We start from the raw sequence: 17,598 nt of genomic DNA, 5'->3' as shown, positions 1-17,598 counted from the left end.
CGTTCTTCGCCGACCCCGCCATTCCTCACTGCGGCAAGATCCTTCCCCGCTGCACTGCGAACACTCCACTCCTGAGCCACTGACCCGCGAGCGCCCCGCTCCTCGGCCGAGGCTTCACAAACACCACGGTCCCCGGCCGCAGCATCGCGAACACCACGCTCCTCGACCGCAGCATCGCGAACACCCCGGTCTCCGACCACGGCCCCGCGAGCACCACGATCCTCAACCACAGCCCCGCGAACACCCGGCCCCGCACCCCAGCCACTCTCGATCCGCTGAGCATCCGCACCGGCTGTGTTCTCGATGTCCGGTACCGCCACGATCCCCGGGTCCCATCCACGTCTCCGAAAACCCCTACGGCGCAAGCAAATCCCACGGCTGCGCGGCAGGAGCCGTTTGCTGGCCCGCCACGCAGCTCGGGCGGAAGTCGCACCATGCGCAGCGGCGGTCGGGGCGGGCGGGGAACAACGCGTCTCCGTCGCCGCCCGCGTCCAGGGTATCCGCTGCCAGCCGCAAATCTCCGGCGGTCTCCTCGGCGCGTTCCAGGTGGCGCTTCAAGGTTTCCGGTGTGTGTTCGGCCGCCGCGATCGTGCCGGACGGCAGGTGGTGCAGTTCGACCTTCGTGCACGGCATGCGCAGCGTGCGCGTCGAAGCCACGGCGTACATCGCCAGTGCCTGCGACGCCCGGGCCTCGTGTTCGTCCGGTGCCCGGCGGCCGGTTTTGTAGTCCACGACCACCAGTTCGCCGCCGCGCTGGTCGATGCGGTCGGCACGGCCTTCGATGATCATCGTCGGGCGGCCGCCGGTCGTGCTGACCGGTGCGGACACCCAGCGTTCGAGGCCGACCGGGTCGTCGCTGACGTCGTTGTCCTCCACGTACTCCGCGACCCAGCCCTTCGCCCGCGCTCGATAGCGGGCGGCCTGGTCGTCGTCGGCGAACCCGGCGTCCTTCCAGTGCTCGGACACCAGCGCGATCGCGCGCTGCGGCGTCCGTTTCGCTACTGGCAGGTCAAAAAGCGCGCGCAACGCGTTGTGCACCACCGCGCCCAGCGTGCTGTGCGCCCACGGCCCGGTGCGCTGCGGCGTCGGCCGGTCGAGGTAGTTCAACCGGTACCGGCGCGGACAGTCGTCGAATGTGCTCAGCCTCGCCGGCGACACCTTGGTGAGCCGCTGCGGTTGCTCGACGCCGAAGTCGAACCCCAGCTGTTCTTTCACGCCGCCCCCTTCCATCGACGCCCACGCTACGCACCCCCACCGACACTTTCCGGCGTGGGCCGCTCCTAGCCGGCGCCGCTGATGAAGCCCTGCACCGAATTCGCGACCAGCTCGACCGCGATCGCGGCCAGCAGCAGGCCGGCGATCTTCGCCAGCAGCGTGATGCCGCTTTCCTTGATCAGCCGGATGACCACCCCGGAGAACCGCATGCAGGTGTACAGCACGAAATGCACGGTCACGATCGCCAGCGCGAGCGCGATATAGGCGCCGAGATGCCCGTCGGCCTGCCGGACGAACACGATGGTCGCCGCGATCGCACCAGGGCCGGCGAGCAGCGGCGTGCCGAGGGGAACCAGGGCGACGTTGACGTCCTCGGCCGCCTCCGGCTCGTTGCTGCCCGCGTTGCCCATGAGCAGCTGCAACGCGATCAGCAGCAGCAGCAAGCCACCCGCGCCCTGCAGCGCCGGGATGCCGATGCCCAGGTACGCCAGGATCGCCTGCCCGGCCACCGCGAACAGCGAGATGACCAGCAGCGACACCAGCACCGCCTGCCGGGCCGCTTTCACCCGGGTGGCCATGGGTTTGCGGCCGACCAGGCTCAGGAACACCGGCACCGTGCCGGGCGGGTCCATGATCACGACGAGGGTGATCGTCGCGCTCATGAAGAGCTTCGCGTCGAAGAAATCCGAGACGGCCATCTCAGCCCTTCACCACTTGGAAGCCGGTCGCCCGCCCCACCAATTCCTCCAGCTGGTCCGGTTCGGTCGTCTCCTGGCCGAGCCCGATCGTCTTGTTCGTGCCGTGGTAGTCGCTGGACCCGGTGCGGATCAGGCCCAGCTCGTCCGCCAGTTCGCGGGTGCGCGCCCGGGTGGCCGGATCGTGGTTGGGATGGTTGACCTCGACGCCGGTCAGCCCGCGAGCCGCCAGGTCGCGCAGGGTGTCCTCGCTGATCGTCGCGCCGCGGCTGAAAGCGAAGGGGTGCGCCATCACCGTGACCCCGCCGGCCGCGGTGACCATGTCGATCGCTTCCTCGACCGGGGTGTCCCGGCGCGCGACGTAGTAGCCGCGGCGGCTGTGCAGGTAGTCGCTGAACGCCTCGTCAACGGAGCCGACCAGCCCGGCGCGCACGAGCGCCTGCGCGAGGTGCGGCCGTCCCGCCGGCGAGTCCTCGGGCAGCAGGCTCAGGATTTCGTCGGCGTCGACCGGGAGGCCGTCGGCGGCCATCCGCTCGGCCATTCGCCGCAACCGGGTGCGCCGTTCGATCCGCAGCCTCGTCTGTTCTGCGACGATCGCCGGCGCGGCCGGGTCGAAGAGGTACGCGAGCAGGTGCACGCTGATCTCGTACCCGGTGTCCGGATCGACCGACACCGTGGACAGCTCCGCGCCCGGCACGAGCGTCAGCCCGGCGGGCAGGGCCGCGGCGGCCGGTGCCCAGCCCGCGGTGGTGTCGTGGTCGGTGATCGCGACGACGTCGAGACCGGCACGCGCGGCAGCGCCGACAAGCTCGGCAGGGCTGTCGGTACCGTCGGAGGCCGTGGAATGGGCGTGCAGGTCGATGCGCATCAGACCTATTCTCGACGATGCGCTGGGTCACCTCGGCGCCGGGACCAGTGCCGACGCGCCGGCGAGGTCAGCCGACCGGCTTCTTGCCCCGCGCCGCGCGCTGCGCCTTGATCATCGAGAACCGTTCGGCCTGCTTCTGCTTGTCGCCGAACACCAGCTCGGAGATCGTGTCGTAGAACTCCTCGGGCCGCGGCAGGTAGTCGATCCGGTTCAGCGCCTGGATCTGGCCCGCCGACTCGACGACCATCGTGCCGTAGCCCAGCATCCGGCCCCAGGCCGAGCGCTGGTAGGTGAGGTCGGTGACCTTGCTGATCGGCATCATCAGCACCTTGGTGGTGAAGACGCCGGTGGTCATCACGAACCGTTTGTCGGTGACGACCAGCCGTTCGACCCACCATTCGATGATCACGTAGGCGAACCGCAGCACCACTGCCAGCGCGACGTACCAGAGGATGTTCTGCACCACCCACATCGAGGGCGGCAGCAGATACGACACCAGCACGCACACGATCAGCAGCGCGGCTGCCTCGAACGTGTCCCAGAGGAGCACCGCCCAGTGGCGGCGGATCCGGATGACCCGCCGCTCGGTGTCGAGGAGGTACTCGTCAGGGTCGCGTGGCGCGAACATGGTTCGAGGGTATCCCCTGCCGTCACTGGAAGATGTTGCTGACGAACGTGATCACCGATTCGGCCGAGCTGCGGAGGAAGTCAACAATGTTGCTGACAAGACCGGCAGCATGGCCCGGCTGAGCGATCACGAAGAACAGCACCAACGCGATACCCACGAGTCCCGCAAGCTTCTTCGCGTTCACAGCGATCAATCCCGTCTCTTCCATGACACCCGGAAAACTGACTTTCTACGTTGTACCGCACTGACCACTCACGCGGGAGGAAAGTCCCGCGCATGGGTCAGCCAGGCGCTCGAAGTGTACCGTACGGCTACTCTCCGTGTACAGGTTCCCGGAGGCTAGGGGCCGCGGCTGGGGTCGGCTACGTTCGCGGCATGGCCCCTCTTCAGCGCTGCGTCGGCGGCATCGTGTTCGACGACCAGGGCAGACTCCTGCTCATCCGGCGCGCGCACGACCCGGGACAGGGGCTGTGGTCGTTGCCCGGCGGGCGGGTCGAACCGGGCGAAACGGACCACGAGGCGGTGGTCCGGGAGCTTCGCGAGGAGACCGGGCTCGACGTGAGACCGCACACACTGACCGGCTCGGTCGTCCGCGGCTCCTACGACATCCACGACTACGAATGCACGTGGACCGGCGGAATTCTCACCGCGGGCGACGACGCCTCCGACGCGCGGTGGGTCAACTCGGCCGAACTGGCCAATCTGGACGAAGCGGGCCACCTGACGGACCAGCTCCTGGTGACGTTGCGTGACTGGAATGCACTGCCCGCCGCGTAACCCGGAGCGGTCAATTCCGTATTGCCCGGGGCCGTGTCCGCGATTCGGAACGGATTGCGGAGTTGGCGGAAAGTTTCGCAGACGTTCAAGCATCCGCGATGAGCACGGAAAATGCGCGGAACGCGTATTCGATATCGCCGGACGCGCATCGGTTCCGGTGCCTGGGCGCGCGCGGAGCGGTGTGACTGATGGGGTGAATGTGACACAGGTTACGCACGGCGCCGAGGGCCCTCGTGAGTGGCTAGGCCGGTTAGAACCGGCCTAGCCACTCACGAGACAGGTCAGGGCAGCCAGGTCATCCGCTGCCCGTGCGGTGCCGTCCTGGCCAGCGCGCGGGCCTCGGGTTTGCCGTCCGCCCAGGTCGTCAGCCCCAGCACCGCCATCGCAGGCTCGCCCGCAGCCGAATCGCCCGCGGACAGGTCGTCCCGGCCAGGCAAAACGGTCTCCAGCGCCCCCCGGTAGAACTCCTGGCTCACCCACCACACCGGCCGGGCCGAGGCCAGCCGGGCCAGCTCGGCCACGAAATCCGCCCGCCGGTCCCCGAGATACGCCAGCGCGTGGCTCGTCAGCACCACCAGCGGCAGTTCCTCGGGCAACCGGCCGGCCGCCGAGGCCAGATCGTCCACCGCGTCCCCGGCGATCAGCTCGGGCGCGTGCTTCCGCTGTTCGGCGGCAGCGGTGCGCAACAGCCGGATCCGGTCGACCTGGTCCGCCCAGACACACGCCTCCAGCCACGCCAGCTCGTCCTCGTCCGAGAGGTCCACCGGGGCACGGTCCAGACCGGCTCGGGCCGCGACAGCGACCTTCTTCGGCAGCTTGGGCAGCTTCGCACCAGGCGCGACGTCGATCGCGCAGTGCAGCCCGACAGCGGCCTTGGCGGGGCCAGCGGCGAGCTGCTCGCCGCCGTCGCACTGGTAGCGGTAGCCGAAGCGGTCGAGCCCTAGCAACAGCCCGGCGCTACAGCCGACCTCAAGCAGCGCGATCTTGCCGCCCGCTTCCTTCGCCGCGGCCGTGACAGCCGGGTACAGCAGCGCGGCGCGGCGCACCTCGTTCGTCTGCGTGTAGCGGGTCGAGATGATCTCGCGGGCCTGGTCTGCGCGCTCCAGCAGGAAGGAACGGAACAACGGCCAGGTCTCGCTGTCGACGCCGTCGAAACCGCCCACCGACGGGTAGTACCGCGACAGCGGATGAATCGGATCCGCCTGCACCAGCCGGTGCGCGGCGGCGAACAGCAAGGTGCCGCGCGCTTCGCCGTCGCGTGCGTCGGTCAGCAGGGCGGCGACGTCGTCGTCCTCGGCCGCGTGCGTGGCGAGGTGGTCGTACAGCGGCGAAACCCCGCGCGCCTCCGTTTCGGCGAACCTGCGCAGCGTCTGCTTGATCTTCTCCAGGGCGATGGCCACCCGTGCTCCTCTTCGCGGCGGATCGATCACTCGTGCGGCGTCGGACGGCCGGGCTGCTCCCCGCCGCGGGTGTCGCCGTAGGACCGCTTCGGCACCATCACCTTGCGCCGGAAAATGCACACGATCGTGCCGTCCTGTTTGTACCCGCGCGTCTCGACGTACACCACTCCCCGGTCGTCCTTGGACTTCGACGGGGTCTTGTCGAGCACCTCGGTCTCGCCGTAGATCGTGTCGCCGTGGAACGTCGGCTTCACGTGCTTGAGGGATTCGACCTCGAGGTTCGCGATGGCCTTCCCGGACACGTCCGGCACCGACATGCCGAGCAGCAGCGAGTAGATGTAGTTGCCGACCACGACGTTCTTGCCGAAATCGGTCGTCTCGCCCGCGTAGTGCGCGTCCAGGTGCAGCGGGTGGTGGTTCATGGTGAGCAGGCAGAACAGATGGTCGTCGTATTCGGTGACGGTCTTGCCGGGCCAGTGCTTGTAGACCGCGCCGACCTCGAACTCCTCGTAATACCGGCCGAATTGCACGCTTGCGCCTCCTGTCCGGGTAACACCTGCCGAACCAGGTGCGACACGTATCCGTGGTGAGGAGTACCCTCGACCATCGGTGATCGCGCGTCAACGCGACCCCTGCCACGTCGCACGCCCTGGCGCGTGCCCCGGCCGAAAGGAGGTGAGGGACCGCTCATGAGCAGTGGTGATAGTCCGCTCCCTAGTAGTACGTGCGTTCCCGCCCCGCCGGCCGGCCTTTCCCGCTCCTGGTAGGCCCGCGTCCGGGAACTCACGGTGCCGCCGGACGGACCCCGCAGTCCGCCTGGCCGTCGTCTTCGTGTTCCACGACGTCTGCCCAGGAGAAACCATGCCTGCCATTCCCTCGCTTGGCGGCCTTCGCGGCCGCGGCAACAGCCGGGCCAAGGCCAGTCTCGAACGGCCGATCCCGGTGCCGCTGTCGGCGTATGTCGTCGATTGCGCGGTGTATGTCGACGGCAAGCGGCTGCCGGGGCGCTGGACGCATGCGGAGGCGATCCGCGAGGTGCGCAAGCGGCACGCCGGGTTCGTCTGGATCGGCTTGCACGAGCCCGATTCCGACCAGATCCAGGGCATCGCGGACACCTTCGGCCTGCACGAGCTGGCGGTCGAGGACGCGCTGGAGGCGCATCAGCGGCCGAAGCTGGAGCGCTACGACGACACGCTGTTCCTGGTGCTGAAGACCGTCCGGTACGTCGAGCACCAGTCGCCGACCACGGCCAACGAGATCGTGGAAACCGGCGAGCTGATGGTGTTCCTCGGCCGCGATTTCGTCATCACCGTGCGGCACGGCAACCACTCCGGGCTCGCCCGGCTGCGCCGTGACCTCGACGACGACCCGGAACGGCTCGCCCTCGGCGCGGCGGCGGTCGTGCACGCGATCGCCGACCACGTGGTCGACCACTACCTGGAGGTCACCAGCCGGATCGAGGCGGACATCGACGAGATCGAGGCGCAGGTGTTCGCACCGCGCTCGTCGGTGAGCGCCGAGCAGATCTACCTGATGAAGCGGGAAGTGCTCGAACTGCGGCGTGCGGTGGTCCCGCTCGCCACCCCGGTGTCGCGGCTCGCCGAGGGCTACACGCGGCTGGTGCCGGACGAGGTCCGCTCGTACTTCCGCGACGTCGCCGACCACCTCGCCACGGTGTCCGAACGCGTGGCGGCGTTCGACGAACTGCTCAGCACCCTGGTCGACGCGACGGTCGCGAAGATCTCGCTGCAGCAGAACACCGACATGCGCAAGATCACCGCGTGGGCGGCGATCATCACGGTGCCCACGATGGTCGCGGGCATCTACGGCATGAACTTCGACTACATGCCCGAGCTGCATTGGCAGTTCGGCTATCCGATCGTGGTCTCGATCATTCTCGGGATCTGCTTGCTGCTGTACCGAATATTCCGGAAGAACGGCTGGTTGTAGCCGCCCCGCTCGCGGTCCCCCTTTCTTCCCCCGGTAGCAGGAGGTTTGTCTCGTCATGTCCCGGTTGCTGTCCAACCTCAAGTTCTGGGCTCTCGCCCTCTGCCTCATGTGGATCGTCGGCATCGTCGCGATGATCGCGCTCAACCCCGGGTTCGCGCACGGCATGAAGTGACGCCGCGTGCGCCGTAACCTTGGCGCATGCCGAAAGCGCTGGTGGTGGCCGACGAGGCCGACGAGCGGCTGTGGACCCCGGCGGTCCGCTCGCTGCGGGTCGACCTCGTCGCCGCCGCAGGCGATCTGCCGTTCGCGTATCTCGAATACCTCGCCGGCCTGCTCGACGTGCCGTGCGTGTTCGTGCCCGGCAACCACGATCCGGACCTGAGCGGCTACACCCGCTACGGCGGACTGTCCATGAAGGACGGTTTCCCGGCCGAATGGCCCGGCCCGGCGGGCGGAATCAACGCCGACGGCCGGATCGTCGACGTCGCCGGGCTGCGCATCGCCGGGCTCGGCGGTTCGATCCGCTACCGCGACGGCCCGAACCAGTGGACCCAGCGGCAGCAGGCGCGCCGGGCCCGGCGGCTGGAGCGTCGTTTCCGCTGGCGGAAATGGCGCGACGGCAACGGAATCGACATCCTGCTGACGCATTCGCCGCCGCGCCGGCTCGGCGACCGCGAAGACCCGCCGCACCAAGGTTTCACCTGTCTGCACCGCACGATCGAAACCCTGCGGCCGCAATGGCTGCTGCACGGACACATCCATCCGCACGGCGAACCGGTGCCCGACCGCGCGGCAGGCCGCACCCGGATCCGCAATGTGGTGGGCTATCAGGTGATGGAGTTCCCGCGATGACCCGACCGACCGGTTTCCCGCGCGCCGACGCCGAAAACGACTTCCTGCGAGCCCGGCGGCGCCAAGTGCTGTCCCGGCTTTCCACGTGGCTGCGCCGGGAACCCGACGACGTCAACATCATGCTGCCGTTCCACGAAGTGGTGCAGGCGCTCGGTTACGTCAGCGAAGCGCGGATCGGGACGCGAGTGATCACTTTGGACTCGATCGCCGGCACCGTGGACCGCAGCCGCGACTTCGACCGCCGCTTCCGCCCCACCTCCGCCCGGGTCCGGCAACGCTGGGAACGGCTCGCACTGGCCGCCCGCCGCGGCGAGGCGATCCCGCCGATCGAGGTGTACCGGGTCGGCGAACTGCACTTCATTATCGATGGCCACCACCGGGTTTCGGTCGCACTGGCGCAGGGACTGTCCACAATAGAGGCTTCGGTGACGGTCGTGCGCACGAAGCTGAACCCGAGCGGCATCCGCTACCGCGGCGACCTGATCGTGAAGGACTACCGGCGGCTGTTCCTGGAACGCGTCCCGCTGTCCGGGCACGCCCGGGCTTCGGTGCTGGTAACGGATCCGTGGAATTACGCGCAGCTCGGCGAGCACGTCGAAGCGTGGGGATTCCGGCTCATGCAGGACGAAGGCCGGTTCACCGACCGCGCGACCGTCGCGCAGCGCTGGTTCGACGAGGAGTTCACTCCCGTGGTGGCGATGCTACGGCAAGCGGATCTGATCGGCGACCGCACCGAGGCCGAGGCGTACCTGTGGGTCGCGTGCGAACGGTACCGGCTGATCCGGACGCACCGGTGGGACGAGGAGGTCATCGAAACGCTGCGCGCCCAGCGGTGACTTGTCAGGAGCCGCCTGACGTGTCAGGCTTGTCCTGACACTGGGAGGTAGTCGATGACTTCGTACTGCTCGTTCTGTCTCAAACCGGCCGACGAAGTGGCCAAGCTGATCGCCGGCGCGGGGGTTTACATCTGCGACGGCTGCGTCGGATTGTGCGAACAGATCCTGGCCGGGAAACACGAGCCGGGGACGCCTGAGGTGACGCTGTGGGAGCGGAAGTCGGACGAGGAGATCCTAGAGAGCATCCCGCGGATGGCGAAGGTCAGCGCGCAGACGGACGCGCGGATTCAGGAGCAGGTGGACCTGCTGCGCACGCGCGGGGTGGCGTGGGCGCGGATCGGCGAGGCGCTCGGGGTGACGCGGCAGTCGGCCTGGGAACGGTTTTCCGCTGAGCGGACGTGAGAGCGGCCCCCTCCCGGTTGATGGTGGGAGAGGGCCGGTCGATGTCGGTGGTTGAGGTGGGCCGGTTCGGGTCGCGTGGTCGCCTGAGGTGGCCGGGTCTGGCCGTTCAGGCGCCTGAGGTCGACCGGTGCTGGTCGCCCAGTCACCTGCCGGTGGGCCAGGTCCGGTCGCTCGCCTGAGCGTCCGACCCGCCGCGGGCCAGGCTGTTCGCCCGGCCTCGCGAAGCCCGATCAGTCGCTGGGGATGATGGCCCACAGGATCAGGTACGCGACGAACTGCGGCCCCGGCAGCAGGCACGACAGCAGCGCGAGCACCCGGATCTTGCCCGGTGTGGTCCCGAAGCGACGGGCGAGCCCGGCGCAGACGCCGCCGATCATGCGCCCCTCACGCGGCCGGCTCAGCCGGTGGGTGACAGGTGCGGTCATCGTGATCCCCTCCCATTTGGGTTCGTATCTCCATGTCACCACGTCCGGGGCCGGGGCACATCGCTCCGCGGGACGATCCGGACCCCTAAGGGGGTGCGGCCCGGACCTGGGGAGTAATCGGGGTCGAGGCGGGAACTCGCAGGTCAGCGGGCGTTACCCGGCCGCCTCCCATTCCCGGCTGACGCAGCCTTCCTCGTAAGCCCACGAACCGTCTGCCTTGCCCGCTTTGAGCGCACGCTTCGCTTCGGTGAGATTGGCTTCCGGCGGGACGGTGAACCCGACCATGCTGAATTGTTCGAGCCCTTCGCCCTCGAAGCCGAACGCGGCGAAGCGATCGAGCACGCGACCCAGGTCGCCGACGAAGGGGCCGTCCGCCCGGACGATCAAGCGGATGGTGCAGTTCCCGGACCACTCCACCCGTTCGACCGGGCGCAGCACCCCGTCCTCGTCCCGCTCGACCCGGAAAACGTCTCCCTCGGCCGCGTTGCGGACGAACCACGGGATGTTGGCCAGCCGCACGTGGTCCGGATGGTCGAGGGGCACCGCCCACAGCCCTTCGCGGCCGACTGGCGGCCAATCCTCGCCATCGGGAGGCAGGTCGAACACGACCTTGACCGGTGTCTGCTCGGTGCGGGTGGTTTGCTCAGGCACGGCTGAAGTTTGCCATCGCCTCCGCGTGGCAGAAACGTGGCTCCGCCAGGGGCAATCCGGATCGGGGAGCTGCGGCTGACGCCCGCGCCGCTATCCCCGCCCAGCCCCGACCGCCAGACCCGCGCCTAACCCTCGCCACCCCAGCCCCCGCCGCAGGGACCCTCGACCAAACCGCGCCAACCTCCCCCACCAGCGGCGATAACTCAGCGAAGTGTGGGATTTCCCGACGGGGGCTGGATTTTTCGCCACTCACGGTGATACTGCACCCCGTGCGTAACCCACTCGGAGTCTTCGCGGTCGGCTGTTCGGTGTTGCTCGCCGGATGCGCGGGATGTGCCACGGCGGCGGAGCCTGCCCCGGCGTCGCAGTCCGCGCCGGTGCCCCTGACTGCCATCGCGGCGCTCGGGGACTTCGCCACGCTCGACTATTGCAGTCTGCTCGACCCGGCGCGGCTCAAGAACACCACCGCCGACACGCCGGATTCCTCGTTCACCGCGTGCCAGGCGGACTTCGTCCAGGCCGGGCGGCCGCGGACGGTCACTATCGGGCCGCTCGCGGCTGATCGTGATCCCAACGTCCGCGCCTACGACTATCCGGGCAAGGTGCCGGACGGCGTTTCCGTGCAGCAGGGCGGGTTCGTGTCGGACCGGGCGTGCGGGCGGGCGATCACGTTCGCCGACGGGGTCCGGCTGGCTGTCTCGATCACCGACGGGGACGATCGCGGCAGTGCGGACGACCGGTGCACGGCGGCGGACGACGTGGTCGGCGGGGTGCTTGCCGCGGTGACCGGGAATCGGGTGCGGCATCCGCAGTTGCCGGACCGGTCGTGGGGGCGGGTGGATTCCTGCGCGATCCTCAGTGCGTCGGGGACGCCGGGTGGCGACGCGACGCCTGGGTTCGCCGGGCATTCCTGCATTCAGGACAAGGTGAGCTTGGAGTTCGCGGTGGTGCGGCAGGCTCCGGCCGGGCCGTCGGAGACGCTTGGCAACCGGACGGCCCGGGTGGCTGCCGATGGCGCGTTCTGCCGGGTCCGCACGGTCCAGCCCTCGCCGGCGACGGCGGGGCGTGCCGAGCAGGCGACGGTGAGCGTGGTCGACACCAGCGGTGCGGGCGGAGACGCGGCTTGCCCGGCCGCCCGCACCGCTGCCGCGACGATCTTTTCGAAAATCCCCTAAACGTCCGTGAAGGACTCCTTGAGGGAATCTGATTCCTTCAAGGAGTCCTTCACGGACCGAGGCGTCAGTCGGCGTAGGTGAGGTTTCGGCCGTCGGACGGGTCGAAGAGTTTGACCTTGTCCGCGTCGAACCAGATGTTCAGGTCTTGGTTCTCCGCGGCGGCCGATTCGGCCGCCAGCCGGGCCACGATCAGCGATTCCGCGCCGGGGACGTCGGCCGAACCGCTGTCCGCGGCCAGTTCCGCCAGTTCGGCCGAGGTCGCGGCTTCACCGTCCACAGTGAAGTGTGCGAACTTCTCCGATCCCATCGATTCCAGAACGTCCACGTGCGCGGTGAAAGTCGCGCCCTCCCGGCCCGATTCGGCCAGTGCGGCGTCCTCGAAGTGTTCCGGGCGGATGCCCATGATCACCTCGCGCGGGGCGTTCGCCGCTTCGGCCATCCGGCGGATCCGGTCGGTGAGCGGCGTCGTGCCCAGCGGACTGCGCAGCTCGCCGTTTTCCAGCGTCGCGGGGACGAAGTTCATCGACGGCGAGCCGATGAATCCCGCCACGAACAGGTTCGCCGGGTTGTCGTAAAGGAACTGCGGCGAACCGATTTGCTGCACATAACCGGCCCGCAGCACCACGACGCGGTCGCCGAGGGTCATCGCCTCGGTCTGGTCGTGCGTGACGTACAGCGTGGTCGTGCCGAGCTGTTTCTGGATTTTCGACACCGACGTACGCATCTGGCCGCGCAGCTTGGCGTCCAGGTTGGACAGTGGCTCGTCCATCAAGAACGCCTTGGGGTTGCGGACGATCGCCCGGCCCATCGCGACCCGCTGCCGCTGCCCGCCGGACAGGTTGGCCGGTTTGCGGTCCAGATGCTGGGTCAGGTCGAGGATCTTCGCCGCTTCCTCCACTTTGGACCGGACGATCTTGTCGTCCACTTTGGCCAGCCGCAGCGGGAACGCCATGTTCTCCCGCACGCTCATGTGCGGGTACAGCGCATACGACTGGAACACCATCGCGATGTCCCGGTCCTTCGGCGCTTTCTCGTTGACCCGCTTGCCGTCGATGCGCAGTTCGCCCGAGGAGATGTCCTCCAGCCCGGCGACCATGTTGAGCGTGGTCGACTTCCCGCAGCCGGACGGGCCGACCAGGATGATGAACTCGCCGTCGGCGATCGTGATGTCCACTTCGGACACCGCGAGCGCGCCGTCGGGATAGCGCTTGGAAACCTTGTCGAGAACGATTTCAGCCATCGGTCAGCCCTTCACCGCGCCGGACGTCAGCCCCGCCACGATGCGACGCTGGAAAAACAACACGAACAGGATGATCGGCACGGTGATCACGACCGCAGCCGCGCACACCTGGCCGGTCGGGTCCTCGAACTGCGAGGACCCGGTGAAGAACGACAACGCGGCGGGCACCGTGCGCGACGACTCGGTGGACGTCAGCGAGATGGCGAACAGGAAGTCGTTCCAGCAGAGGATGAACACCAGGATCGCGGTGGTGAACACGCCCGGCGCGGCCAGCGGCGCGATCACCTTCCGGAATGCCTGCGCCGGCGTCGCGCCGTCCATTTTCGCCGCCTTTTCCAGCTCCCACGGGATTTCCCGGAAGAACGCGGACAGCGTGTAGATCGACAGCGGCAGCGCGAACGTGATGTAGGGCAGGATCAGCCCCGGCCAGGTGTCGAAAAGACCGAGCCCGCGTTCGATGTTGAACAGCGGGGTGACGAGCGATACCTGCGGGAACATCGCGATCAGCAGGGAAAGCCCCACCAGCAGCTGCTTCCCCGGGAAATCCAGCCGGGCGATCGCGTAGGCCGCCATCGTGCCCAGCACCACCGCGATGAGCGTGGAGATCACCGCGATGCCGATCGAGTTCACCAGCGCGCGCAGGAACTCCGTGGTCTGGAAGATGTCCGCGTAGTTCTTGAGCGTCCATTCCGCCGGGATGAAACTGCCGTCGGTGAGCGTCGCTTTCGTCTTGAACGACAGCGAAAGCACCCACAGCACCGGGACGATCGCGAACACCAGCACCAGGATGTCCAGCAGGCCCCAGCCGACCTTGCGGCCGGTGGTGACCGCACCTCCGATAGCCATCAGCGCTTCCCCCCGTCGTCCGTGCCGGGCGCGGCGGTGCCGAATACCTTGATGAAGAGGAACGCGATGATCGCCACCGTGATGAAGATCAGCACCGCCATGGTGGAGCCGATCCCGAGGTTGAGCCCCTTGACCAGGTTGTCGTAGGTCTGCATGGACACCGAACCGGTGTCCTGCGCGCCGCCGGTGAGCACGTAGATATTGTCGAAAATGCGGAACGCGTCGAGCGTGCGGAACAGCAGCGCGACGAGAATCGCCGGTTTCATCACCGGCAGCATCACCTTGGTGAACCGCTGCCACGCGGTCGCGCCGTCCATCGCCGCGGCCTTCAGCAGGTCGTCCGGCACCAGCGCCAGCCCGGCCATCAGCAGCAGCGCCATGAACGGCGTCGTCTTCCACACCTCGGCGAGAATGATGATGAACAGCGACGGCCACTGGTCAGTGAGCGGTGCGACGCCGGAGCCGAGCAGATTCGCCAGGTACCCAGTTTTGGGCGTCCACGCGAAATACCACGAGAACGCGGCCACCACGGTGACGATGCCGTACGGGATCAGCGCGACGGTGCGCACCAGTCCCCGGCCGACGAGCGTGCGGTGCATGATCAGCGCGAGGCCCATGCCGAGCACGAATTCGATCGCCACCGAAACGACAGTGAGGAACATCGTGGTGCCGAACGCGGTCCACCAGTAGGAATTCGTGAGCACCGCGGCGTAGTTGTCGAATCCGATGAACTCGTGCTTCGCCGGGAACCGCAGGTCGTAACGCTGCAGCGAAAGCCAGACCGAATAGACGATCGGGTATCCGGTCACCGCGATCATCACGAGGAACGCGGGGGCGCACAGCCACAGCCCGAGCCGCCGTTCGGCCTTCTTGCCCTCGGACAGCGCGGGATTTTCCTTGCGGTGCGCCGCCTCGTGCGTGGTCGCGGCGGGATCGTGGACGGTCACGGGATCACTCCCTTCGACTGGAGCGCGTCATCGAGCTGTTCCCGCATTTTCTGCGCGGTCGTCTGCGGATCGATCGCCGACGGCGGGGAAAGGATTTTCGACATCACCGTGGAAAGGTTCTGGTACACCGGCGTGAGCGGCCGTACCGCGGCGGTTTTGAGCGCCGACAGAATGGCGTCCCGCATCGGGTACTTCTCGGCCATGTTCGGATTGTCCGCCGACGCGGGCTTCGCCGGGTCCAGCGGAGTGTCGTCGTGGTAAACCGACTCGATCGTCGGCGGCACCCCGTCGTTGATCGCGGAGACTTTCTGGTTTTCCTTGCTGCGCAAGCACAACGCCGCTTCATAAGCCTCGGGCTTGTGCTGCGAGAAGCTGCTCACCGCCAGGTCGAACCCGCCGATCGTGCTGCGGGACGGAATGCCTTCCTTCGCCTGCGGGTACACCGCCCACTTGAAATGCGGCAGGTCCTTCGGCTTCTCCTCGCCGTAGGAGGCGTAAACGAACGGCCAGTTCAGCTCGAACGCGGCGTCCCCGCGCTGGAACGTCTGCCGGACGTCGTCCTCCTTCTGGTTCGTCAGCGACGGATCGGTGATTCCCGAGGACGTGATCTTCTTCAGCAGTTCCAGCGCCTGCACCGCACCCTGGTCCATCACCACGGATTTCCCGTCGTCGGACAGAATGTGGCCGCCCAGCGATTCGACCAGCGTGTTGTAGATGACCACCAGGCCCTCGTATTGCGCGCCGGTGAACACGACGGAATGCGGTTTCTTCTCGCTCTTGAGCTTCTGCGACATCTGCATCATCTCGTCCCACGTCTTCGGCGGGGCCGGGGTGAGGCGATCGTCGTACCAGAGCAGCTGCACGTTGGTGTTCTTCGGCGCGGCGAAGAGTTTCCCTTGGTACGTCGCGGTTTCCAGCGGGCCCTTCAGCACGCCCTCGGACGCGGCCGCCTTGTTCTGCCCGGTCCACTCGTCCACCCAGCGCGCCTCGGCGAACTCCGAGACCCAGGTGACGTCGAGGCCGAGCACGTCCATCGACGTGTCGCCCGCGGCGAGCCGGCGCGCCATCTGGATCCGCTGGTCGTCCGAACCGCGCTGCAGCTTGTTGTAGACGATCCGGTACCGCCCGGCGGCGGCTTTGTTGCAGTTGTCGACGACCGTCTGGAAATGGTCCTCCGGGGAGTAGTAGACGTTGATCGTCGTCCCGGAAGCCGTTCCGCAGCCCGCCGCGAGGCCGCTCGTCACCAAGCCCGCGGCGAGCAGCGCCGCCGCGCGGGTAGGTCCTCGTTTCTTTCCGCTGGGCCGTTTCTTCCCCATCCAAGCCTCCTCGCCCATGTGCACACGGCACCGTCCGGCGCCGCCCCCAGACAGCACGCCGCGACGAGGCGGACCCGAGCCAGCACCCCGACGTGCCAGTTGCCGGCGGGCCGCGCTGGAGGACACGACCGGCCAACCGGTGTCGGTCAACCTATGCCCGGCGATCACCCGCCGCAAGCAGGGTCGGTAACGATTCAGCCAGGTGCGCGCGAACCATCGGAAAGACGGGTGAATTAGTCCCGTGGGTACTTATGCGGTGGCGGGCGGCGGGGGTCGTGAGTGGTGCGGCCGGTTCTAACCGGACGGAACACTCACGAGCCCCGCCACGACGCATACCCGCGCGGGGCAGGCACGTTGCCGCGGGGCGGGCCCGGGCGGGACGGGCGCGGCAGGGCGGCGGCCGGAGGCGGGCAGAAGCTGACGGCGGCCGCGACGTCTGGCCTCGTGAGTGGCAATCCCGGTTAGAACCGCGATCGCCACTCACGACCCCGGACCGGGCACCACTGCGCACGGGCGGGGCGGTATGCAGGCGGAGGGTCGTGAGCGTTTATGCCGGTTAGAACCGGCATTGCCACTCACGACCCCGAGCCGGGCACCGCTGCGGATGGGCTGGGGGGGGTCAGGCAGTAGCGGGCGGCGGACGCAGCGCCAGCTTCGCCAGCAGCTCCCGTCCCTGCTCCGCGCTGCGCGGCTGGCACAGCACGTCATAGCGGCCGGCGACCAGCTGGCTCGCCGACGAGAAATCACGGCGCCCGCGTGACGTCCGATAGCCGATTGCCGAGAACGCCAGCCCGGACAGCACGCCGAGCACCAGCCCGGTCAGCAGCTGCAGCGTGAAGCCGCCCTGGTTGACGAACATCCCCAGCAGCAGCCCGGCGAACAGGCCGAACCACGCGCCGGACATCGCGCCCGCGGCGAGCACCCGGCCCCACGACAGCCGTCCGATGACCCGTTCTACCAGCATCAGGTCGACGCCGACGATCGTGACGTCGGTGACCGCGAACTCGCTTTCGGCCAGGAAGTCGACCGCCTGCTGCGCCTCGCCGTAGGTCGAATACGACCCGATCGGCCAGCCGGTGGGCGGCGTCGGGAGCCGGGGCAGCCCGGCCGCGCCCTGACCGCTGCCAAAGCGACTGCTCACCATCATCACCTGCGCACTCGTCCGATCCGAGGGTTCCATCTTGTCAAGAACCGGCGGAGCGCGCGAACTCCGGCGAGCGCGGGTCAGGCTTTGTAGTCCCGCAGGAGGCCGCGGCTGATGATGGTTTTCTGGATTTCGCTGGTGCCCTCGCCGATCAACAGGAACGGGGCCTCGCGCATCAGACGCTCGATCTCGTATTCCTTCGAGTAGCCGTAACCCCCGTGGATCCGGAAC

Annotated in this window: 21 protein-coding genes; 6 read left to right on the top strand and 15 right to left on the bottom strand. The window is 68.1% G+C overall.

Going from position 1 to position 17,598, the window contains the following annotated elements:
- Positions 1–354 precede the first annotated feature (354 nt).
- The 5 genes from ACFSVL_RS27725 to ACFSVL_RS27705 all read right to left on the bottom strand — a co-directional run bounded on the left by ACFSVL_RS27725 (position 355) and on the right by ACFSVL_RS27705 (position 3,614).
- The gene (locus tag ACFSVL_RS27725) at positions 355–1,230 is read right to left on the bottom strand and encodes a RecB family exonuclease (RefSeq protein ID WP_378308490.1); all 876 of its coding nucleotides are present in this window, start codon (positions 1,228–1,230) and stop codon (positions 355–357) included.
- 50 nt (positions 1,231–1,280) lie between these two features.
- Positions 1,281–1,913: a MarC family protein gene (locus ACFSVL_RS27720; RefSeq protein WP_378308489.1), complete on the bottom strand. Its 633-nt coding sequence runs from the start codon at positions 1,911–1,913 to the stop codon at positions 1,281–1,283.
- A 1-nt stretch (position 1,914) separates the two neighbouring features.
- Positions 1,915–2,778 (bottom strand): PHP domain-containing protein, encoded by an 864-nt coding sequence (locus tag ACFSVL_RS27715; RefSeq protein WP_378308488.1) that lies wholly within the window; start codon positions 2,776–2,778, stop codon positions 1,915–1,917.
- A 67-nt stretch (positions 2,779–2,845) separates the two neighbouring features.
- Positions 2,846–3,406, bottom strand: a complete 561-nt coding sequence (locus ACFSVL_RS27710) for a PH domain-containing protein (protein ID WP_009072960.1) — start codon at positions 3,404–3,406, stop codon at positions 2,846–2,848.
- 22 nt (positions 3,407–3,428) lie between these two features.
- The gene (locus ACFSVL_RS27705) at positions 3,429–3,614 is read right to left on the bottom strand and encodes a hypothetical protein (RefSeq protein ID WP_378308487.1); all 186 of its coding nucleotides are present in this window, start codon (positions 3,612–3,614) and stop codon (positions 3,429–3,431) included.
- 167 nt (positions 3,615–3,781) lie between these two features.
- Here ACFSVL_RS27705 and ACFSVL_RS27700 point away from each other — a divergent pair, with 167 nt between their 5' ends.
- Positions 3,782–4,183, top strand: a complete 402-nt coding sequence (locus ACFSVL_RS27700) for an NUDIX hydrolase (protein ID WP_378308486.1) — start codon at positions 3,782–3,784, stop codon at positions 4,181–4,183.
- A gap of 281 nt (positions 4,184–4,464) precedes the next feature.
- Here ACFSVL_RS27700 and ACFSVL_RS27695 read toward each other — a convergent pair whose 3' ends face one another.
- Both ACFSVL_RS27695 and ACFSVL_RS27690 read right to left on the bottom strand, forming a co-directional pair.
- Positions 4,465–5,577, bottom strand: a complete 1,113-nt coding sequence (locus ACFSVL_RS27695) for a DUF2332 domain-containing protein (protein WP_378308593.1) — start codon at positions 5,575–5,577, stop codon at positions 4,465–4,467.
- A 32-nt stretch (positions 5,578–5,609) separates the two neighbouring features.
- Complete coding sequence (locus ACFSVL_RS27690; protein ID WP_037353308.1) at positions 5,610–6,113, bottom strand: MaoC family dehydratase; 504 nt, start codon at positions 6,111–6,113, stop codon at positions 5,610–5,612.
- A gap of 331 nt (positions 6,114–6,444) precedes the next feature.
- Here ACFSVL_RS27690 and corA point away from each other — a divergent pair, with 331 nt between their 5' ends.
- The 4 genes from corA (at position 6,445) to ACFSVL_RS27670 (ending at position 9,623) form a co-directional block, all read left to right on the top strand.
- Positions 6,445–7,533 (top strand): magnesium/cobalt transporter CorA, encoded by a 1,089-nt coding sequence (gene corA / locus ACFSVL_RS27685; RefSeq protein ID WP_378308485.1) that lies wholly within the window; start codon positions 6,445–6,447, stop codon positions 7,531–7,533.
- A 198-nt stretch (positions 7,534–7,731) separates the two neighbouring features.
- On the top strand, positions 7,732–8,385 hold the full coding sequence (locus ACFSVL_RS27680; RefSeq protein WP_378308484.1) for a metallophosphoesterase family protein: 654 nt from the start codon (positions 7,732–7,734) through the stop codon (positions 8,383–8,385).
- Positions 8,382–9,221: a chromosome partitioning protein ParB gene (locus ACFSVL_RS27675; RefSeq protein WP_378308483.1), complete on the top strand. Its 840-nt coding sequence runs from the start codon at positions 8,382–8,384 to the stop codon at positions 9,219–9,221. Before ACFSVL_RS27680 ends, ACFSVL_RS27675 begins: the two co-directional genes overlap by 4 nt.
- 54 nt (positions 9,222–9,275) lie before the next feature.
- Positions 9,276–9,623, top strand: a complete 348-nt coding sequence (locus tag ACFSVL_RS27670; RefSeq protein WP_378308482.1) for a ClpX C4-type zinc finger protein — start codon at positions 9,276–9,278, stop codon at positions 9,621–9,623.
- A gap of 230 nt (positions 9,624–9,853) precedes the next feature.
- Here ACFSVL_RS27670 and ACFSVL_RS27665 read toward each other — a convergent pair whose 3' ends face one another.
- Complete coding sequence (locus ACFSVL_RS27665; RefSeq protein ID WP_378308481.1) at positions 9,854–10,048, bottom strand: PspC domain-containing protein; 195 nt, start codon at positions 10,046–10,048, stop codon at positions 9,854–9,856.
- Between the two features lie 153 nt (positions 10,049–10,201).
- Positions 10,202–10,699: a DUF4265 domain-containing protein gene (locus ACFSVL_RS27660; protein WP_378308480.1), complete on the bottom strand. Its 498-nt coding sequence runs from the start codon at positions 10,697–10,699 to the stop codon at positions 10,202–10,204.
- Positions 10,700–10,968: 269 nt separating this feature from the next.
- Here ACFSVL_RS27660 and ACFSVL_RS27655 point away from each other — a divergent pair, with 269 nt between their 5' ends.
- Positions 10,969–11,874: a hypothetical protein gene (locus ACFSVL_RS27655; protein ID WP_378308479.1), complete on the top strand. Its 906-nt coding sequence runs from the start codon at positions 10,969–10,971 to the stop codon at positions 11,872–11,874.
- Between the two features lie 64 nt (positions 11,875–11,938).
- Here ACFSVL_RS27655 and ACFSVL_RS27650 read toward each other — a convergent pair whose 3' ends face one another.
- From ACFSVL_RS27650 to ACFSVL_RS27625, 6 genes are all read right to left on the bottom strand, one after another.
- Positions 11,939–13,114 (bottom strand): ABC transporter ATP-binding protein, encoded by a 1,176-nt coding sequence (locus tag ACFSVL_RS27650; protein WP_378308478.1) that lies wholly within the window; start codon positions 13,112–13,114, stop codon positions 11,939–11,941.
- A gap of 3 nt (positions 13,115–13,117) precedes the next feature.
- Positions 13,118–13,960, bottom strand: a complete 843-nt coding sequence (locus ACFSVL_RS27645; RefSeq protein ID WP_378308477.1) for a carbohydrate ABC transporter permease — start codon at positions 13,958–13,960, stop codon at positions 13,118–13,120.
- Positions 13,960–14,907 (bottom strand): carbohydrate ABC transporter permease, encoded by a 948-nt coding sequence (locus tag ACFSVL_RS27640; protein ID WP_378308476.1) that lies wholly within the window; start codon positions 14,905–14,907, stop codon positions 13,960–13,962. Before ACFSVL_RS27640 ends, ACFSVL_RS27645 begins: the two co-directional genes overlap by 1 nt.
- Positions 14,904–16,223 carry an ABC transporter substrate-binding protein gene (locus ACFSVL_RS27635; RefSeq protein WP_378308475.1) on the bottom strand — a complete coding sequence of 440 codons (1,320 nt, stop codon included), beginning with the start codon at positions 16,221–16,223 and terminating at the stop codon, positions 14,904–14,906. The genes ACFSVL_RS27640 and ACFSVL_RS27635 overlap by 4 nt, the downstream gene beginning before the upstream one ends.
- A gap of 619 nt (positions 16,224–16,842) precedes the next feature.
- Entirely contained in the window at positions 16,843–17,370 is a 528-nt protein-coding gene (locus ACFSVL_RS27630; protein WP_378308474.1) for a general stress protein, read from the bottom strand.
- 77 nt (positions 17,371–17,447) lie between these two features.
- Positions 17,448–17,598: acyl-CoA dehydrogenase family protein (locus ACFSVL_RS27625; protein ID WP_378308592.1), on the bottom strand; the 151-nt coding region annotated here is incomplete at its 5' end.

The organism is Amycolatopsis silviterrae (assembly GCF_042684085.1).
Taxonomy (GTDB): domain Bacteria; phylum Actinomycetota; class Actinomycetes; order Mycobacteriales; family Pseudonocardiaceae; genus Amycolatopsis; species Amycolatopsis silviterrae.
Note: the sequence above shows the minus strand (reverse complement) of the source record. Positions and strands in the feature narration are given on the sequence as shown.

Bases quoted from the DNA above. Each gene is read 5' to 3' on its own strand.
- ACFSVL_RS27725 (WP_378308490.1), bottom strand. From the start codon at position 1,230: ATGGAAGGGGGCGGCGTGAAAGAACAGCTGGGGTTCGACTTCGGCGTC.
- ACFSVL_RS27720 (WP_378308489.1), bottom strand. From the start codon at position 1,913: ATGGCCGTCTCGGATTTCTTCGACGCGAAGCTCTTCATGAGCGCGACG.
- ACFSVL_RS27715 (WP_378308488.1), bottom strand. From the start codon at position 2,778: ATGCGCATCGACCTGCACGCCCATTCCACGGCCTCCGACGGTACCGAC.
- ACFSVL_RS27710 (WP_009072960.1), bottom strand. From the start codon at position 3,406: ATGTTCGCGCCACGCGACCCTGACGAGTACCTCCTCGACACCGAGCGG.
- ACFSVL_RS27705 (WP_378308487.1), bottom strand. From the start codon at position 3,614: ATGGAAGAGACGGGATTGATCGCTGTGAACGCGAAGAAGCTTGCGGGA.
- ACFSVL_RS27700 (WP_378308486.1), top strand. From the start codon at position 3,782: ATGGCCCCTCTTCAGCGCTGCGTCGGCGGCATCGTGTTCGACGACCAG.
- corA (WP_378308485.1), top strand. From the start codon at position 6,445: ATGCCTGCCATTCCCTCGCTTGGCGGCCTTCGCGGCCGCGGCAACAGC.
- ACFSVL_RS27680 (WP_378308484.1), top strand. From the start codon at position 7,732: ATGCCGAAAGCGCTGGTGGTGGCCGACGAGGCCGACGAGCGGCTGTGG.
- ACFSVL_RS27675 (WP_378308483.1), top strand. From the start codon at position 8,382: ATGACCCGACCGACCGGTTTCCCGCGCGCCGACGCCGAAAACGACTTC.
- ACFSVL_RS27670 (WP_378308482.1), top strand. From the start codon at position 9,276: ATGACTTCGTACTGCTCGTTCTGTCTCAAACCGGCCGACGAAGTGGCC.
- ACFSVL_RS27665 (WP_378308481.1), bottom strand. From the start codon at position 10,048: ATGACCGCACCTGTCACCCACCGGCTGAGCCGGCCGCGTGAGGGGCGC.
- ACFSVL_RS27650 (WP_378308478.1), bottom strand. From the start codon at position 13,114: ATGGCTGAAATCGTTCTCGACAAGGTTTCCAAGCGCTATCCCGACGGC.
- ACFSVL_RS27645 (WP_378308477.1), bottom strand. From the start codon at position 13,960: ATGGCTATCGGAGGTGCGGTCACCACCGGCCGCAAGGTCGGCTGGGGC.
- ACFSVL_RS27635 (WP_378308475.1), bottom strand. From the start codon at position 16,223: ATGGGGAAGAAACGGCCCAGCGGAAAGAAACGAGGACCTACCCGCGCG.
- ACFSVL_RS27630 (WP_378308474.1), bottom strand. From the start codon at position 17,370: ATGATGGTGAGCAGTCGCTTTGGCAGCGGTCAGGGCGCGGCCGGGCTG.